Annotated in this window: 15 protein-coding genes; 2 read left to right on the plus strand and 13 right to left on the minus strand. The window is 69.1% G+C overall.

What is annotated here, in order from left to right; genetic code table 11:
* Positions 1 to 6: 6 nt before the first annotated feature.
* The 5 genes from AC1DFC_RS09930 to AC1DFC_RS09950 all read right to left on the minus strand — a co-directional run bounded on the left by AC1DFC_RS09930 (position 7) and on the right by AC1DFC_RS09950 (position 4,403).
* Positions 7 to 786 (minus strand): esterase/lipase family protein, encoded by a 780-nt coding sequence (locus AC1DFC_RS09930; RefSeq protein ID WP_478179145.1) that lies wholly within the window; start codon positions 784 to 786, stop codon positions 7 to 9.
* An 89-nt stretch (positions 787 to 875) separates the two neighbouring features.
* Entirely contained in the window at positions 876 to 1,511 is a 636-nt protein-coding gene (locus AC1DFC_RS09935; RefSeq protein WP_007835992.1) for a TetR/AcrR family transcriptional regulator, read from the minus strand.
* 22 nt (positions 1,512 to 1,533) lie between these two features.
* Positions 1,534 to 1,962 carry a phasin family protein gene (locus AC1DFC_RS09940; protein WP_478179146.1) on the minus strand — a complete coding sequence of 143 codons (429 nt, stop codon included), beginning with the start codon at positions 1,960 to 1,962 and terminating at the stop codon, positions 1,534 to 1,536.
* A gap of 52 nt (positions 1,963 to 2,014) precedes the next feature.
* The gene (locus AC1DFC_RS09945) at positions 2,015 to 2,569 is read right to left on the minus strand and encodes a hypothetical protein (RefSeq protein WP_007835996.1); all 555 of its coding nucleotides are present in this window, start codon (positions 2,567 to 2,569) and stop codon (positions 2,015 to 2,017) included.
* Between the two features lie 163 nt (positions 2,570 to 2,732).
* The gene (locus AC1DFC_RS09950; protein ID WP_007835998.1) at positions 2,733 to 4,403 is read right to left on the minus strand and encodes a WS/DGAT/MGAT family O-acyltransferase; all 1,671 of its coding nucleotides are present in this window, start codon (positions 4,401 to 4,403) and stop codon (positions 2,733 to 2,735) included.
* Positions 4,404 to 4,765: 362 nt separating this feature from the next.
* Between AC1DFC_RS09950 and AC1DFC_RS09955 the strand changes: the two genes are divergently transcribed.
* On the plus strand, positions 4,766 to 6,823 hold the full coding sequence (locus AC1DFC_RS09955; protein WP_478179147.1) for a prolyl oligopeptidase family serine peptidase: 2,058 nt from the start codon (positions 4,766 to 4,768) through the stop codon (positions 6,821 to 6,823).
* Position 6,824: 1 nt separating this feature from the next.
* The gene (gene rocF / locus AC1DFC_RS09960; protein WP_478179148.1) at positions 6,825 to 7,745 is read left to right on the plus strand and encodes an arginase; all 921 of its coding nucleotides are present in this window, start codon (positions 6,825 to 6,827) and stop codon (positions 7,743 to 7,745) included.
* Here the strand turns inward: rocF and AC1DFC_RS09965 are convergent.
* The 8 genes from AC1DFC_RS09965 to AC1DFC_RS10000 all read right to left on the minus strand — a co-directional run bounded on the left by AC1DFC_RS09965 (position 7,742) and on the right by AC1DFC_RS10000 (position 15,348).
* A complete protein-coding gene (locus AC1DFC_RS09965) occupies positions 7,742 to 8,284 on the minus strand; it encodes a DUF805 domain-containing protein (protein WP_007836003.1) in 543 nt (180 codons plus the stop codon). The two genes, rocF and AC1DFC_RS09965, sit on opposite strands and share 4 nt — an antisense overlap.
* A gap of 44 nt (positions 8,285 to 8,328) precedes the next feature.
* Entirely contained in the window at positions 8,329 to 9,690 is a 1,362-nt protein-coding gene (locus tag AC1DFC_RS09970) for a DUF58 domain-containing protein (protein WP_413331614.1), read from the minus strand.
* A gap of 118 nt (positions 9,691 to 9,808) precedes the next feature.
* Positions 9,809 to 10,804 carry an AAA family ATPase gene (locus AC1DFC_RS09975; protein ID WP_007833282.1) on the minus strand — a complete coding sequence of 332 codons (996 nt, stop codon included), beginning with the start codon at positions 10,802 to 10,804 and terminating at the stop codon, positions 9,809 to 9,811.
* A gap of 14 nt (positions 10,805 to 10,818) precedes the next feature.
* Positions 10,819 to 12,051, minus strand: coding sequence for a DUF4350 domain-containing protein (locus tag AC1DFC_RS09980; RefSeq protein WP_478179149.1), 1,233 nt, complete (start codon positions 12,049 to 12,051; stop codon positions 10,819 to 10,821).
* A complete protein-coding gene (locus AC1DFC_RS09985) occupies positions 12,048 to 12,794 on the minus strand; it encodes a DUF4129 domain-containing protein (RefSeq protein ID WP_478179150.1) in 747 nt (248 codons plus the stop codon). Before AC1DFC_RS09985 ends, AC1DFC_RS09980 begins: the two co-directional genes overlap by 4 nt.
* Positions 12,795 to 12,897: 103 nt before the next feature.
* A complete protein-coding gene (locus tag AC1DFC_RS09990) occupies positions 12,898 to 13,635 on the minus strand; it encodes a hypothetical protein (protein ID WP_237726093.1) in 738 nt (245 codons plus the stop codon).
* A complete protein-coding gene (locus tag AC1DFC_RS09995; RefSeq protein WP_413331619.1) occupies positions 13,619 to 14,620 on the minus strand; it encodes a stage II sporulation protein M in 1,002 nt (333 codons plus the stop codon). The genes AC1DFC_RS09990 and AC1DFC_RS09995 overlap by 17 nt, the downstream gene beginning before the upstream one ends.
* Positions 14,617 to 15,348, minus strand: coding sequence for an RDD family protein (locus tag AC1DFC_RS10000; protein WP_007833287.1), 732 nt, complete (start codon positions 15,346 to 15,348; stop codon positions 14,617 to 14,619). Before AC1DFC_RS10000 ends, AC1DFC_RS09995 begins: the two co-directional genes overlap by 4 nt.
* Positions 15,349 to 15,363 lie beyond the last annotated feature (15 nt).

Consider the following 15,363-nt stretch of genomic DNA (forward strand, 5'->3'; position numbering starts at 1 on the left):
TGGGGCTCAGATATCGCGATCGGGATCCGGATAGACCAGCGGCCCCAGCAGCCCTCGGTTGAAGGGCTTCCACTCGCCCTCGGGCTGCGCCAGCCGGTCGGCCACCGCATAGAGCACCGCAGGGTGCGCGCCCAGTCCCAGGTGGCTGGCGACGACTTCGATGTTCTCGGACTGCGGCCCGGTCTTCTCGATGCTGCAGCGCCAGGCAACGACACCGTCGGTGCGGCTGAAGATCGAGGTGGTCGGCACCGGCGGCGTGGGCTGCACGAACTTCATGCGGCGCGGGTCATGCGAACTCTGGCCGCTCACGCCTTCGTACACGCGCCATGCGTTGGTGGCGCGCGGGCTGCCTGAGAAGGGGCTGCCCAGCGTGATGACGTTGCGGATCATGGGCGCATAGGAAGACGCCAGCAGCCGCGCATACACGCCGCCCAAACTCCAGCCGATCACGCTGACCTTCTGGCCGCTCTTGTCGTGCAGGGTCTTCAGCAGCTCGACCATGGCGTCTTCCACGCCTTCGCGCGGACCGAAATTGCGGCCCTGGCCCCAGCCGTGCGCGTCATAGCCGCGGCTGCACAGGTAGCGGCGCAGCAGCAGCGTGGAGCCGTCACCCGCCACCAGGCCCGGCAGCACGAGCACCGGGTGTCCATCGCCGCGCGGCGCGAGCTGCAGCAGCGGCCACATGGCGATGCCTGCGCCGGTTTCCCAGAGCGCTCGGGCTTCGGCCAGCAGCAGCAGGCGCGACGGCGGCGCGACAGGTTCCTTGGCGTAGGTGGCAGTGGTCATGATGAAGGATGGCTCCTTTGTGGTTTTTATCTGCTTCAAGACGAACATGAGGCCGACGGAACCAATGCCCCGTCGGACGACAGCGACATTTAACCGAGGTATTTGCGCCTCAGGTAATCAAGGTAAGCCCTCGATTCGCTGGAAACATACGGAGAAACCAGCGTGAGCGTGTAGAAAGCCGCCAAACCGGGGTCGGCCTGCGCCAGCGCGTCGCGCCCCGGCACGAGCCGCTCGAACGACAGCCAGCAGGTGGTGGTGAAGACCATCTGCAGCGCCAGGATGCGGGCCTGCTCGGCACTGGTCTCGATCACGCCGGAGGCCACCAGGCCTTCGCACAGCGTTTGCGCAGCCAGCAGGTTCTGCGCGGTGAGGGCCTGCGCGCGCTGGCCCAGCGCCGGGTATTCGCTGGCCAGGAAGGCCATGTCGCGGTAGATGAAGCGGTATTCGTCGATGGCCTCGAAGCGCAGGTGCAGCGCAAGCCAGAGGTCGTCGATGGCGGCGATCGATGCCGACGAACCGTTCAGGGCCTCGAGCCGCTGCTCGAAGCGCCGGAACAGCCATTCGACGATCAACTGCTTGGCCTTGAAGTGGTAGTGCAGGTTGCCCGGGCTGATGCCGAGCTCGGCCGCGATCTTGTGGGTCGACACGGCCGCGAGGCCTTGCGCGTTGAACAGCGCGAGGCTGGCCTGCAGGATGCGGTCGCGTGTGGTGTTGGAACTGGCCACAACCGGCTTGTCGGGTTGTCGCTCAGCGTTTGGCGCGGCCACGGGGGGCGGCGGCGCCGGTGCCTTCGAGTTGCGCCACGCGCACGCGCAGTTGCGCGACCTCGTCGCGCAGGGCCTGCACTTCTTCTGCGCCGGGCATGCCCAGGCGCTGCATGGCGGTGGCGACGCGCTGGTCGAAAACGTCCTCGAACTTGCGGATGCCGAAGCTGTCGAGCCCGGGGACCTTGCCCTGCCCGATGCCGAGCAGGCCCTCGATCACGTTGGCCTGGCGCTTGGCGACGTCGTTGCGCACGTTGTCCAGTGCCTTCAGGCCGGCGCGCAGCAAGACTTCAGCCTTGCCGGGCTCCGCGGACTTCTTGGTTGCCGCGGTCGCCTTCCTGGCAGCCGGCATCTTCTTCGCAGGCGCCGCCCTCTTCTTCAGCTTTGCAGTTTCGTCAGAACGGGTCGCCATGCAGTGCTCCAGATGCCGGAAAAAAGAAAAGGGCGCTTCACGCGCCCCGGGGTCAGGCCGCCTTGCGGGCAGCAGCGCGGCGAACCGGCTTCTTGGCGGCGGCGGCCTTGGCCTTCACCGTGCGAACGGGCCTGGCTTCTTCGGCGCCGCTCACGCGGGCTTCGATCTGCTTCGTGCCGGCGGCGATCTTGTCGGCGATCTGCACCGAGACGGCGGCGATCGGCTGGTTCAGCGCGCCCAGGGCATTGATCACCGAGGTGGCGACCGGCGACTCGACGCGGGCCACGCGGCCAGCAACGGCTTCGATGCCGCTGGTGGTGCCGGCTGCAACGCGGTCCATCACGGACACGATGCGGCTGGTGTCGATATCCAGGCGGTTGGCCAGGAAACCATTGATCTTTTCCTGCGCGCCGATCAGGTTGGCCTTGACCTGCTCGCTCACCAGCGGAATCTGGCGGCTGCCGAGGAACTCGCTGTAGCGCGAAGCGGCACCGCCCAGGAGCCGATGCACGCCGGTGCGGTAGGCGCCGACCAGGGTCTTGCCGGCGTCGTTGTACTGGCCGACGACATGAACGGCTGCGGAAGCGATGGTGGTTTGCGTGGACATGAGAGTGATTTCCTTGAAGTTGATGGGCTCGCGAAGGAAACGGGTGTGTCTGTCGCGATGGGCCTATCTTCTTCCGCGGGGCCTAGGCCTGAAAAACTAGAACGGTCGGAAAACTAGTCCAACTGCCCCAATTTTCAGCAGGCCGCCGGGCCCCGTGCGCCGATCATGCCGCAGCGGCCCGGGGGGTGCCGGAGCGTTTGGCCGGAGCGGCCTTGCGGGCCGGTGGCTTGGGCGCGACCTTGATGGGCGCCTTCTTCACGGCAGCCTTCCTGGCCACGGCCTTGACCGGCGGCGCCTTCTTGCGCGCGGCAGGCTTCTTCTTCGCGGCAACGGGCGCGGGCGTGGGCGCGGCCTCGTCCGACGGGTCTTCGGCCATCTTCGCCGGCACCGGCGCGGGCGCCGCACCGGTGGCCGCCGGGTGCTTCTGCGTCAGCTCCATCAGCAGCTTGTGCTCGGCCAGCATGTAGTCGCCGATCTCGGTGATGTCGGGTACCGCGCGGCGGCAGGCGATCAGGCCGTAGTCCATGCGGCCGTTGTAGCTCTGCACCGTCACGTTGAGCGCCGTGCCGTGGCTGGCGATCGACACCGGGTAATAGCAGGTGACGAGCGCGCCCGCGAAGTACATCGGGAACGGCGCCCCGGCCACGTTCGAGATGGCCACGTTGGCCGCCGGCGGCAGCAGGTTGACGATGCCAGAGCGCCCCACCATCGAGGCAATGCCCGACATCAGCCAGGGCGCGGCGAAGGTCGGGAAATCGTCGAGGATCACCGCCTTGAAGCGGTTCATGGTCGACTTCGACGAGGTCGACGACGCGTTGATCGCCTTCAGCCGCTGCACCGGGTCGGTGATGTCGGTGGCCAGGCTCACGAGGATCATGCTGGCCTGGTTGTTGGCCGTCTGGTCGCCGGCCTCGCGCAGGCTGACCGGCACGCCGGCCACCAGCGGCTTGGCCGGCAGTTCGTTGTTGTCGGCCAGGTAGTGGCGCAGGGCGCCGGACACGGTGGCCATGACCACGTCGTTGAGCGACACGCCGAAGTGCTTGGCGATGTACTTGGTCTCGGCCAGCGAGATGGTGCGCCCGGCGAAGGTGCGCTGGTTGGTGATCGACACGTTGAGCGAGGTGCGCGGCGCGAAGAGGTTGAACTTCTTCGGCGCGGCGGCCGTGTCCTTCTCGGCCGCCTTCTCGTCGGGCTTGGCCAGCCCGCCGATGGCACGCGCGATGGCCGGCGCCATCTTGAAGAGCTTCACGTACTGCTGCGCGGTGTTGCGCAGCGCCGCGGTCGCAAGCTCCGCCATGCCCAGCTGGTAGCCGCTGCCGCGCGGGCGCGAACGCGGCGGCTTCACCACGCGGCCGGTGGCCTCGAGGTCGAAGATGGCCTTGCCCACTTCCACGCCGGCCTGCCCGTCGATGCCCGCGTGGTGCACCTTGGTGTAGAGCGCCACCTGCCCGCTCTTGAGGCCGTCGATGATGTAGAACTCCCACATCGGCCGGCTGCGGTCGATGAGCGAGGAATGCAGCCGCGCCACGTACTGCTGCAGCTGGCGGTTGGTGCCGGGCTTGGGCAGCGTGATGTGGCGCACGTGGTAGTCGAGGTCGATGTCGTCGTCCTCGACCCACACCGGGTTGCTCATGTCGAAGGGCATCAGCGCGAGCTTGCGCGTGAACACGTCGGCCAGGTGGATGCGGCTGGCCATGAAGCTCTTGGCGTCTTCGTAGAAGTCGCCCTTGTAGCCCTTGGGCAGGTCGAGCACGTTCAGGGAGCCCACGTGCATCGGCATTTCCGGCGTTTCCATGTGCAGGAAGGTGGCATCAAGACCGCTCAGGTGTTTCATGTGTTGTCTCTCCTTGGTGGGGCATGCGCCGCTAGGGTCTGTCATTAATCAAACGCCCTCGCGAACCCCTGCTGCGCGGTGCAGTGCAAGGCGCCCTGAACGCCGCGTAGCATCGCTACGCAAGTGAAGGGCAACGCCGCATGGCGGGGCCAGCGCGAGGGCGTTTGATTGATGACAGACCCTAAGCAGGATAGCGCGGGCACTGCATTCGTGGGCCCCGCGTTCTTCAGTGTTTCCACCGGGGGGAAGGCACCGGCGCGACAGGGGTTTGCCCGAAGTAGCGAAAAAGTGTCGGGCGCCTGGCGGGCATGCGGCAACTGCTCACAAGGCCCTCTTTCACACGGGCTCCGTACACTGAGGCCATGACATCCAGCCTCCCCCCGCAGCATCCGCAAGACGAGCAGCTCTGGCTCGCAGACATCGACGGCGAGAAGCAGCTCGCCTGGGCCCGCGAACAGAACGCGCTCGCCGTGCAGGCCTATGCGCAGTCGCCCGCGTTCGAGGCGCTCCAGCAGGGCATCCTCGAGGTGCTCGACTCGGACGACCGCATTCCGATGGTGCGCAAGATCGGCCCCTTCTTCTACAACTTCTGGCGCGACAAGGAGCACCCCAAGGGCCTGTGGCGCCGCACCACGCTGGACGAGTACCGCAAGCCGCAGCCCGCGTGGGAGAGCGTGCTCGACCTCGACGCGCTGGCCGCGGCCGACAAGGAGAACTGGGTCTGGCACGGCGCCGACTGCCTGGAGCCCGACTACAAGCGCTGCCTGGTCTCGCTGTCGCGCGGTGGCGCCGATGCCGACGTGGTGCGCGAGTTCGACCTCGAATCGAAGCAGTTCGTCGAAGGCGGCTTCTCGCTGCCCGAGGCCAAGAACCACGTGGGATGGAAAGGCATCGACCAGCTCTACGTGGCCACCGACTTCGGCCCCGGCTCGATGACCAGCTCCAGCTATCCGCGCATCGTGAAAGAGTGGCGGCGCGGCACGCCACTCGCGAGCGCGGCCACGGTGTACGAAGGCCTGCACGAGGACATGTCCATCAGCGCCTACCGCGACAACACGCCCGGCTTCGAGCGCGACTTCGTCTCGCGCCAGATCGACTTCTACGAGAGCGAGACCTGGCTGCGCGGCGCCGACGGCACCCTCGCCAAGATCGACGTGCCCGACGACTCGCTGGCCGAGATCACGCGCGAGTGGATGCTGATCGAGCCGCGCACCGACTGGACCGTGGGCGGCGCCACCTACAGGTCGGGCTCGCTGCTGGCTGCGAAGTTCGACGACTACATGGCCGGCCGGCGCGAGCTCACGGTGCTGTTCGAGCCCGACGACACCACCGCGCTCGACAGCCACTCGTGGACGCGCCATCACCTGATCGTCAACGTGATGCACGACGTGGTGAACCGCCTCGAGGTGCTCACGCCTCCCGCCGACGGAAGGGGGCCATGGAGGCGCGAGAGCCTGGGCGGCGCGCCCGAGCTCTCGACCATCGCCGCGGGCGGCATCGACGAGGACGAGAACGACGACTACTTCCTCACGGTGAGCGGTTTCCTGCAGCCGACCACGCTCTACATCGGCACCATCGGACAGGGCGAGCCCCAGGTGCTGAAGGACAGCCCCGCCTTCTTCGATGCCTCGCGCCATCGCGTGAGCCAGCATTTCGCGACATCGAAGGACGGCACGCGCGTGCCCTACTTCGAGATCGCCCCGAAGGACCTGAAGGCCGACGGCCGCAACCCCACGCTGCAGTACGCCTACGGCGGCTTCGAGATTTCATTGCAGCCGAGCTACAGCGGCAGCATCGGCCGCGCGTGGCTCGACAAAGGCGGCGTGTACGTCGTCGCCAACATCCGCGGTGGCGGCGAGTACGGCCCGCGCTGGCACCAGGCCGCGCTGCAGGAAAACCGGCTGCGCACCTGCGAAGACTTCGCGGCCGTGTCGCAAGACCTGTTCGCGCGCGGGATCACCTCGCCCTCGCACCTTGGCGCGATGGGCGGCAGCAACGGCGGCCTGCTGATGGGCAACATGCTCACGCTGTATCCACAGCTCTACGGCGCCATCGTGAGCGAGGTGGCGCTGCTCGACATGCAGCGCTACACGCACCTGTCGGCGGGCGCCTCGTGGATCGCGGAATACGGCGACCCCGACCAGCCCGAGGAATGGGAATGGATCAAGACCTTCTCGCCCTACGAGAACGCGAAGCCGGGCCAGGCCTATCCGCCCGCGCTGTTCACCACCTCCACGCGCGACGACCGCGTGGGCCCGGTGCATGCGCGCAAGATGCACGCAAAGCTGTCCGCACTGGGGTACGCCAGCAGCTTCTACGAGAACATGGAAGGCGGCCACAGCGCAGCCGCGGACAACAAGGAGTCCGCCTTCATGGACGCGCTGGGCTATGCGTACCTGTGGCACCACCTGAGGAGTTGAAATGAGCAACGCCAACGTCACCCTCGAACTGATCGGCGCGCCGACCGACGTCGGCGCCAGCGTGCGCGGTGCCGGCATGAGCCCCGACGCCCTGCGCGTGGCGGGCCTGCCGGAAGCGCTGGCGCGGCAGGGCTACGCCGTCGTCGACCGCGGCAACCTCGCGGGCCCCGCCACGCCGTGGGCGCCGCCGGCCAACGGGCTGCGCCATCTCGACGAGGTGATCGCCTGGAACCGCTCGGTGTACGCGGCCGTCGACACCGCGCTGGGCGCCAGCCATGTGCCGCTGATGATGGGCGGCGACCACTGCCTGGCCATCGGCTCCATCAGCGCGGTGGCATGGCATGCGCGCAAGCGCGGCAAGAAGCTGCGCGTGCTGTGGCTCGACGCGCACTCCGACGTCAACACCGAGACCACGAGCCCCAGCGGCAACCTGCACGGCATGCCGGTGTCGTGCCTGCTGGGCCACGGGCCCGCGGTGCTCACGGGCTGGAGCGGCGAGCGCGCGGCGCTGCACCACGACGCCATCCGCTTCATCGGCATCCGCAGCGTCGACAGCGACGAGAAGGAGGCCATCCGCACGCTGGGCCTGAGCGTGTTCGACATGCGCCACATCGACGAGCACGGCATGCGCACGACCATGACCGAGGCGCTGCAGGACGTGGACGACGACACGCATCTGCACGTGAGCTTCGACCTCGACTGCCTCGACCCGGCCGACGCGCCCGGCGTGGGCACCGGCGTGCGAGGCGGGCCAACCTACCGCGAGATGCAGTTGTGCATGGAAATGATCGCCGACACCGGACGGCTGGGCTCGCTCGACGTGGTGGAGCTGAACCCCGCGCTCGACGTGCGCAACCAGACGGCCGAGGTGGCGGTCGAACTCATCGAGAGCCTGTTCGGCAAGTCGACGCTGGTGCGTTAGGGCTTGGCGGCCTGCGCGGCCTTGGCCTTGACCGTGTACTGCTGGTAGGCCGGCAGCGCGATGGCCGCGAGGATGCCGATCGCCGCGATGACGGGAAGAAGCAAGGCGCCGATGATGACGCCGACGCCGTTCGGCGGTGGCGGCGCGCCGAAGCGATTGACGCCCTTCGTACCGGGGTTGAACACCCAGACCAGGCTCACGAGCGGAATGAGGCACAGCAGCACGGTCCAACCGGTCCACCCCATGTCGTGGCTGCGCTGGATCGAAAGCAGCGTGAAGAACACGAAATAGGGAATGACGATCAGCAGCGGCAACAGCGACGCGAGGGTCGAACTCAATGAGCTCGCGAAGATCGCAACGATCACGCCGACCACGATCGCGAACAGCAAGTAGCCCACGAGGCTGTAAGACAGATAGCGCAGCCGCCCGATCCGCCCCTTGGAGGACAACAGCTTCACGGGCTGCACTCGGGCTTCGCCGTCATACACATCGGCCACTTCCGCCCTCGGCGCGGCATAGGGATTCACCATCTCTGTCATGCGCTTCTCCTCTGTTGTTGAACGAACATTGTGAACAAGGGTGCCTACAAAAGGCCAGCCCTCTTGACTGCGTGATAGCGATTCACCAACGCCACCGCAAGGTCGGCCGGTTCCACGTCGACCGACAGCGGATCGTTGCCGACCACGCGCGCAAAGGCGTCGCGGCGCGACTGCTCGAACAGGTGCGCCGCGGCCACGTCGACCGCGTCGCGCGCATGCACCAGCGGCTGATTGGCGATGCGCCCGAGCACCCGCTCGCGCAGGCTCGCGACCAGCACGAGGTGCTTGCGGCGCAGCAGCTTGATGGCGGGGCGCAGTTCGGCGGAATCTTCGTCGCGAAAATTGGTCAGCACGATGACCAGCGCGCGCCTTCTCTGCACGCGCAGCAGTTCCTGCGCGGCCAGCAGGTAGTCCGAATGGGTGGCGCCGGGCTGGATGTCGTGCAGCCGGTTCATCAGCGCGTTGAGGGTGGCGGTGCCCTTGCGCGGGGCGAAGTCGCGCCGCTCCTCGGCAAGGCAGCCGAAGGTCATGGCGCCGACCTCGTCGCCCTCCTTCAGCGCCACGTAGCTCAGCAGCATCAGCGCATTGAGCGCCTCGTCGAAATGGCTGCCGGCCTGCTGCGCCAGCGCGCCTTCGTCGGCACGCATGCGGCGGCCGCAGTCGAGCAGGAACAGCACGCACTGGTCGCGATCGTCCTGGAACTCGCGCACGATCGGGCGGCGCTGGCGCTGCGTGGCCTTCCAGTCGATGTGGCGCAGCGAATCGCCGGTCTTGTAGTCGGCGAGCTGGCGGAAGTCGGTGCCGAGCCCGCGCTGCGCGTAGGTCTTGATGCCGATCTGCGCCAGCCGCCGGTCGCCCGACAGCCAGGCGTAGCGCGCCAGTGCGGCGAAGTTGGGGTACACGCGCAGCCGGCGCGGCTCGCCCAGGGTCTGGCGCATGTCGAAGCAGCCGAAGCGCGTGCGCCAGCGCAGCTGGGTGGCGCCGAACTGCGCAACGCCGCGCTGCGTCGCGGTGGCGGTGTAGCGCAGCGCGATGTGCGAGAGCGCCGGCACGATGACCGTCTGGGGCAGGCCCTCGAAGGCGAAGTGCGTGTCGAGCTCGTCGAACACCGACACCTGCCAGGCCCGTGCGCCTTCGTTCACCAGCGTGAGCGTGAGCACCGTGGGCACGCCGAGCGAGAACGCGCCGGGCAGCTTGCGCTCGATGCGCAGCGGCGCGGCGCGCCAAAGGCGCAGGCTGTGCCAGAGGTCGACGCCCGCAAGCACGAGCCCCGCCGCCAGCAGCGCGCCCGCCACGGCGGCGACGTATCCCACCGGCGCGCCCAGCAGCAGCGCCGCGGAGGCGACCGCTGCCAGGCCGGCCAGCGCCAGCACGGCCGCGCGCGCGGGGATTGGCAGCAGGCGCATCAACGGAGCACCGCCCCTTCGGGAAACACCGCGGAACCGGCTTCGCCGGGCCGCAGGTGTTGCCCCCGGCAGGGGGTTGGCGAAGCGACACGAAGTGCGCGAAGCCTGGGGGGGAGTGTCATAACCTCGGGGCTTCCACGCTGTCGCGCGCGGCGCGCAGCAGGGTGTCGACGCCCAGGCCTTCGAGCTGCGCGTCGGGCGAGATCATCACGCGGTGCCGCAGCGCCGGCAGCGCCTGGCGCGCCACGTCATCGGGGGTGATGAAGTCGCGCCCGGCCATCAGCGCGGCGGCGCGGGCAGCGCGCACCAGGGCCATGGCGCCGCGCGGCCCGGCGCCGGAGGAAAGGCCCGGCCAGTCGCGCGTGGCACGTGCGATGCGCACCGCGTAGTCGATCACGCGCTCGTCGGCCTGCACCAGGCAGGCCAGCCGCTGCAGTTCGAGCACCTGCGCCTCGTCGAGGCAGGGGCGCACGGCCTCGAGCGGAAACTGGTTGCCGGCGCGGTGCCGCGTGGTCAGCTGCACGATGGCGTTCTCTTCGCCGTGGCTCGGAAATCCGATGTCGATCTTCAGCAGGAAACGGTCGAGCTGCGCCTCGGGCAGCGGGTAGGTGCCCTCGGTGTCGATCGGGTTCTGCGTGGCCATCACCATGAAGGGCTTCGGCAGCGGCATGGCCGTGCCTTCGAGCGTGACCTGGTACTCCTGCATGACTTCGAGCAGCGCGCTCTGCGTCTTGGCGGGCGCGCGGTTGATTTCGTCGGCCAGCAGGAGGTTGGTGAACACCGGCCCCTGGTGCACGCGCAGCGTGCCGAGGCTGCTTTCGCCGCGCGTGGCGAGGTCGAGCACCGCGTGGCCCGTGATGTCCGAGGGCATCAGGTCGGGGGTGAACTGCACCCGCGCATAGCGCAGCGTCATCGCCTGCGCGAGGGCCCGCGCGAGCAGGGTCTTGCCGAGCCCCGGCACACCTTCGATCAGCACGTGGCCCGAGGCGACCAGCGCCACCAGCGTCTGGTCGACCGCCTCGATCTGGCCGACCACGGCCTGGCCGACCTCGGCGCGCAGCGTCTGCAGCCACTGGGCCGCGCGCGTGAGTTCTTCGGGTTGGATGGCTTGCATGGACGTCTCTCGGTTCAGGATGTGGAGGAAGAATCGGATGAAGGCATGAACGGCCCGTGGGCATCGAGCCGGCGGCGCGCGGTTTCCAGCACCTCCAGGTCGACCGACATGGCGCCGGCATGGCGCGCTCGCGCGGCCATCGCCCGCACGAGCATCGCGGGCTCCAGGCCGGTGGCCTGGGCGATGGCTGCGGCGCGTGCCGACGCATCGCGGCGCGCGTAGCCGCGCAGCTGGCGGCCGGCGGACTCGTGCAGCGCGCGCAGTTGCGCCGCATGCAGCGCGTCGGCGCCATGCATGTGCAGGAAGCCGGCGGTGCCGCGCACCTGCTCGGCCATGGAGCGCCGGTGCGTGCCAACCGAGGGCATCAGCGGCCCGAAGCGCACGGCCGCGCGCCAGAGCGCGGCGGCCAGCGCGAGCATGCCCACGATCAGTGCCGCCCAGCCCTTGTGCCAGAGCCAGCGCAGGAAGGGTTCGCGCGTTTCCTCGGCGACGAACCAGACTTCGGCGCCGCTGCGCGCCTGCACCGCGGCGGCGGTGAGCAGCGCGTTGTCGGCGCGTGTCAGGCCCTCGTTGTGCCACAGGCCCAGGGGCATCACGGTGACGGTCCCGCGTCCGGCCTGAACGCGGATCGCCTCGGTGCCGCGCTTGCCCGCCACCGCCCACAGCGGCGGCTGCTGCTTGTCGGCGGGCCGGTAGCGCGCCGCGGACGCCCAGGTGCAGATCCGGAAGCCGCGGCCGCCGGCGAAGCTCGCGGGCACGGTCTCGGGTTCGGTCACCGCACGGCAATCCGCGTCCCTGGCGGGTTCGGCGAATGGCGACCTGGGCAGTCTCGTCCTCGGTACGGGTGGCTCTTTCTTCTCGTCCGCCGCTGCCGGCTTTTCCTTGACCAGCGGAATCCAGCTTTCCAGCAGGTCGCTGTCGACCAGATGGCTGGGCATCACGAGGTGTCCGCCCTGCTCCACCCACTCGCGCAGGCGCCGCTCGCGCTCGGGGAACATGTCCCAGTGGCCGGAGGCGAGCACCAGCCGTGCCTGTGCGGGGGGCATGGCGTCCAGGTCGTCGCGCTTGACCACCTGCATGCCGAGTTCGCGCAGCATCGCCTGCGCCGCATAGAAGGAATTCGTCCTGGCCTCGCCGCTCGCGGGTGTCGGCACCTCGGTGTCGGCCCATTCGGTGGCCCAGACCAGCCAGAAGCCGATCAGTGCCAGCACGAGCACCGAGCCGATGCGGACCAGCCAGGCGCTCATGCGGCCACGCCTTTCGGACTGCCGGCCGGCGCGGTCGCGGGCAGGCGCAGGTCGAACTCGCTGCAGACCGCCAGCACCTGTGCGGTGGAAGGCAGCCGCCCGCCGTACGCCCCCAGTTGCCAGGCCCCGACCAGCCGCACGAAGAAAGCCTGCGAGTCAGGCGCCAGCCGGGTCGCGGAGAGCTGCATGCATTCGCCCTCGGTGCTCGCGGCCCGCACCGGCACTTCGTGCGCATGCACGAGGCGCGACAGCGCACCGCGGTACAGCAGCGACAGCGCGGGCCTGTGCTGGCCGCGCTGCCATAGCGCGGCGGCGGCATTGCCGATGTCGTCGGGCAGGCTTTCGGGCCGGATGTCGAGGCTGCCGACATGGCTGGGCAGCGGCGCCTTGCCGGGCCGCGCGCCGCCGGCACGCACCTGCATCCATCGGTGAAGGCGAATCGCCAGCCAGGCCAGCGCCAGCGCGCCCAGCCCCCACACGAGCCAGCGCGCCCCTTCGGCCACCGCCTTCACGAAATCGCGCAGCCAGTCGAGGCTATCGGACTTCTTCTCGGCTTCGTCTTCCTCATCGTCCCGTTCCTTGAAGCGGAGCTTCTTCTCGGTTTTGGTGCCGGGCATGTTCGGATCGGCGCGCACCTTGTCGACCGCAGCCTTCACCTGCTCGCGCGTCGGCGATGCCTCAGTTGCGGCCACGGCTGCCGGCAGCGCCCCTGCGCCCCACAACACGAGCATTGCGACGATCAACCCTCTTCCAGGGCTACCGCGGAACCGGCTTTGCCGGGCCGCTGGCATCGCCCCCTGAAAGGGGGAAGGCGCAGCGACACGAAGTGCGCGAAGCCTGGGGGTGTCACAGGAACCCACGGCGGAACTCCTGTTCGATGTCCCAGGCCTCGAGCTCCACCCGGCGGTTGAGGTACATCGCGAAACCCGCCGCCACGTAGAACGGCTCCAGCACGCCGACGACCAGCGCATAGGCCCCCGCGGTCAGCAGGCTCTGCAGCGAGCTGTCCGATTGCGTGAGCCAGCCGAACAGGTCCCTCACGCTGCCTTCCGGCGCAAACCAGAACAGCAGCGACAGCAGGCAGATGTCGAGCGACATTTCCACGTTCGCGAACACCAGCTGCATTCCCGTGGCCGCGCCGCGCCGTCCGTGCAGCAGCTGCGTGCGCCGCTTGCGCCGGGCGCTGCCGCGCTGGCCTTCGAGCTGCTCGATCGCCTGGGTGAACGAGCGCCAGGGCGAGAAGCGCCGCCACACCAGCGTGCGCAGCAGCTGCCCGCCCCACACGGCGCGGCGGTTGTGCCACAGGTCGGCCCAGCGCGTCTCCTGCCCGAACACCGCGCGCGAATGAACGAACAGCAGGCTGCGGTCGAACCAGGGCTTGAGCCAGAAGATCAGCAGGCTGGGCAGCCAGCCGGCGATCTCGAACGTGCACAAGGCCAGCAGCACAGTCACCACATACACCGGCAGGAAGGTGCGCCACACCGAGCGCGCATGGTTGCGCACCAGCTGGACGCCCAGGTCGGCGGCCTCGGCCATGGGGCGCGGCCGCAGCGCAATGGCGAGACCGTCAACCTGCATGTTCATCGGCCTTTGCGACAGCAGCAGCAGCAGCAGCGCGCGGCCGGCCCTGCCAGCCCAGGTATGCCAGCACCAGCGCCCAACAGGCGCCGCCCACGCCGTACTTCACGGCCGGCGCGATCCAGCGCGCCGACGACCAGAAAGCCTCGACCGCGGCAGCGATCAGCAGCAGCCCGATGACGCCGTAGACGATCACCACGGCATGGCGCGCGGCCAGCCGCAGGGCCTCGAGCCGCGTGTGTCTTCCGGGCGCGACCCACGAATAGCCGAGCCGCAGGCCGGCCGCGCCGGCCAGCACGATCGCCGTGAGCTCGAAGGCCGAGTGCGTGACCACGAAGGAGCAGAAGTTCCCGGCATGCCCCGAGGCGATCAGGTAGCCGCCGACCGCTCCGATCTGGACGCCGTTGAACACCACCACCGCGGCGCTGCCCACGCCGGCGAAGATGCCGGCCGCGAAGCAGCGAAAGCCGATGCCGATGTTGTGCATCACGTAGAAGCCGAACATCTGCCAGTCGTCGCTTGCATTGCGCGCGCGGCCCAGCGACTCGGCGCCATCGCCGTACATGGAATCGAACTGCCGAACGGCGCTGGCGTCGAGCAGGTGCAGGATGAAGCCGGGGTCGCGATAGGCCGCCCAGCCGGCGGCCAACAGGGGCAGCACGAACATCAGCGCCGACACCAGCAGGTAGCCGCGGTGCGCCCGCACCGCCTCGGGAAAGTCGACCAGCGCCAGCCGGGCGAAGCGTGCCAGGCCGTAGTCGTGCTGCCGGTAGATCAACCGGTGCGCGCTCTGCGTCAAGCCCTCGAGCCGCTGCGTGAGGTGGATCGGGTAGGCGCGCGCCTGCGCCAGCGCCAGGTGCTCGCACACGCGGCGGTACAGCGTGGCGAGCCGCGCGCCGTCGAATTTGCGTCGAGTCTCCGCGACGCGGACGACGGCTTCGAGTTCGGCCCACAGCGGCGCATAGGCGGCTTCGAAATCGATCGGCGTCATGGCCCTCTTCCTTCTGCTGCTCCTCGCGCATCGGCGCCGGCGCGGCGGCCCAGCACCCACTGCGCCACGCCGAGCAGGCGCTGCGACGCGGAAGCGCCGGAAGTGTCGGGGCCCAGCACCGGTTCGGCGACGCGTGCGAGTTCGTCGAAGCGCTCCGGGGTCAGGCGCGTCGCGCGCCCGGCCCACGACACGATGGCCACCTGCTCGCGCGCCGTCAACGGCCGCGCGGGCGCCTGCGGTTCGGCTGCGGGCACGCTGCCATGCAGGCTCACCTGGTCGCTGAACACCACCAGCGTGCCGGCGGCGAGATCGCCCAGCCGCTTGCTGTCGCCCCGCCACAGCATCGACACGATGCCCGCGCCATAGAAGGACGGCACGAAGTCGGCCGCGCGCAGCAGGTTGCGGGTCAGCGCGGCGGCGGGCGTCACCGGCAGGCCCGAGTCCATCACCACGCGCAGCCCCATCGCGCGCTTGCCGGGCGTGGCCGCGGCGCGCGTGAGCTCGAAGACCACCGGGTAGAGCCACTCGAGGCAGAAGTAGCTGATCAGCAGGATGCCGACACCCATTTTGCCCAGCATGCCGGCGGTGATCGAGATCGCGACGAAGATGCCGAGCCGGATCGCGAAGTCGATGAGGTACGCCAGCCCGCGCGCGACCAGGCCGGCCGGGCGCAGCGAGAGTGCGATGCCTTCCGGGGTCTCGGCGGTGTAGAGCGTGTCGAGGCGCACTGGCGTGGCGCTCAG

It is taken from the genome of Variovorax sp. 10L421 (assembly GCF_056395365.1).

What these genes read in the sequence shown, in the direction of transcription:
- AC1DFC_RS09945 (WP_007835996.1), bottom strand. Translation starts at nt 2,569, where the DNA reads ATGTCCACGCAAACCACCATCGCTTCCGCAGCCGTTCATGTCGTCGGC.
- AC1DFC_RS09980 (WP_478179149.1), bottom strand. Translation starts at nt 12,051, where the DNA reads ATGAGCGCCTGGCTGGTCCGCATCGGCTCGGTGCTCGTGCTGGCACTG.
- AC1DFC_RS09970 (WP_413331614.1), bottom strand. Translation starts at nt 9,690, where the DNA reads ATGCGCCTGCTGCCAATCCCCGCGCGCGCGGCCGTGCTGGCGCTGGCC.
- AC1DFC_RS09965 (WP_007836003.1), bottom strand. Translation starts at nt 8,284, where the DNA reads ATGACAGAGATGGTGAATCCCTATGCCGCGCCGAGGGCGGAAGTGGCC.
- rocF (WP_478179148.1), top strand. Translation starts at nt 6,825, where the DNA reads ATGAGCAACGCCAACGTCACCCTCGAACTGATCGGCGCGCCGACCGAC.
- AC1DFC_RS09950 (WP_007835998.1), bottom strand. Translation starts at nt 4,403, where the DNA reads ATGAAACACCTGAGCGGTCTTGATGCCACCTTCCTGCACATGGAAACG.
- AC1DFC_RS09955 (WP_478179147.1), top strand. Translation starts at nt 4,766, where the DNA reads ATGACATCCAGCCTCCCCCCGCAGCATCCGCAAGACGAGCAGCTCTGG.
- AC1DFC_RS09975 (WP_007833282.1), bottom strand. Translation starts at nt 10,804, where the DNA reads ATGCAAGCCATCCAACCCGAAGAACTCACGCGCGCGGCCCAGTGGCTG.
- AC1DFC_RS09940 (WP_478179146.1), bottom strand. Translation starts at nt 1,962, where the DNA reads ATGGCGACCCGTTCTGACGAAACTGCAAAGCTGAAGAAGAGGGCGGCG.
- AC1DFC_RS09995 (WP_413331619.1), bottom strand. Translation starts at nt 14,620, where the DNA reads ATGACGCCGATCGATTTCGAAGCCGCCTATGCGCCGCTGTGGGCCGAA.
- AC1DFC_RS09990 (WP_237726093.1), bottom strand. Translation starts at nt 13,635, where the DNA reads ATGAACATGCAGGTTGACGGTCTCGCCATTGCGCTGCGGCCGCGCCCC.
- AC1DFC_RS09930 (WP_478179145.1), bottom strand. Translation starts at nt 786, where the DNA reads ATGACCACTGCCACCTACGCCAAGGAACCTGTCGCGCCGCCGTCGCGC.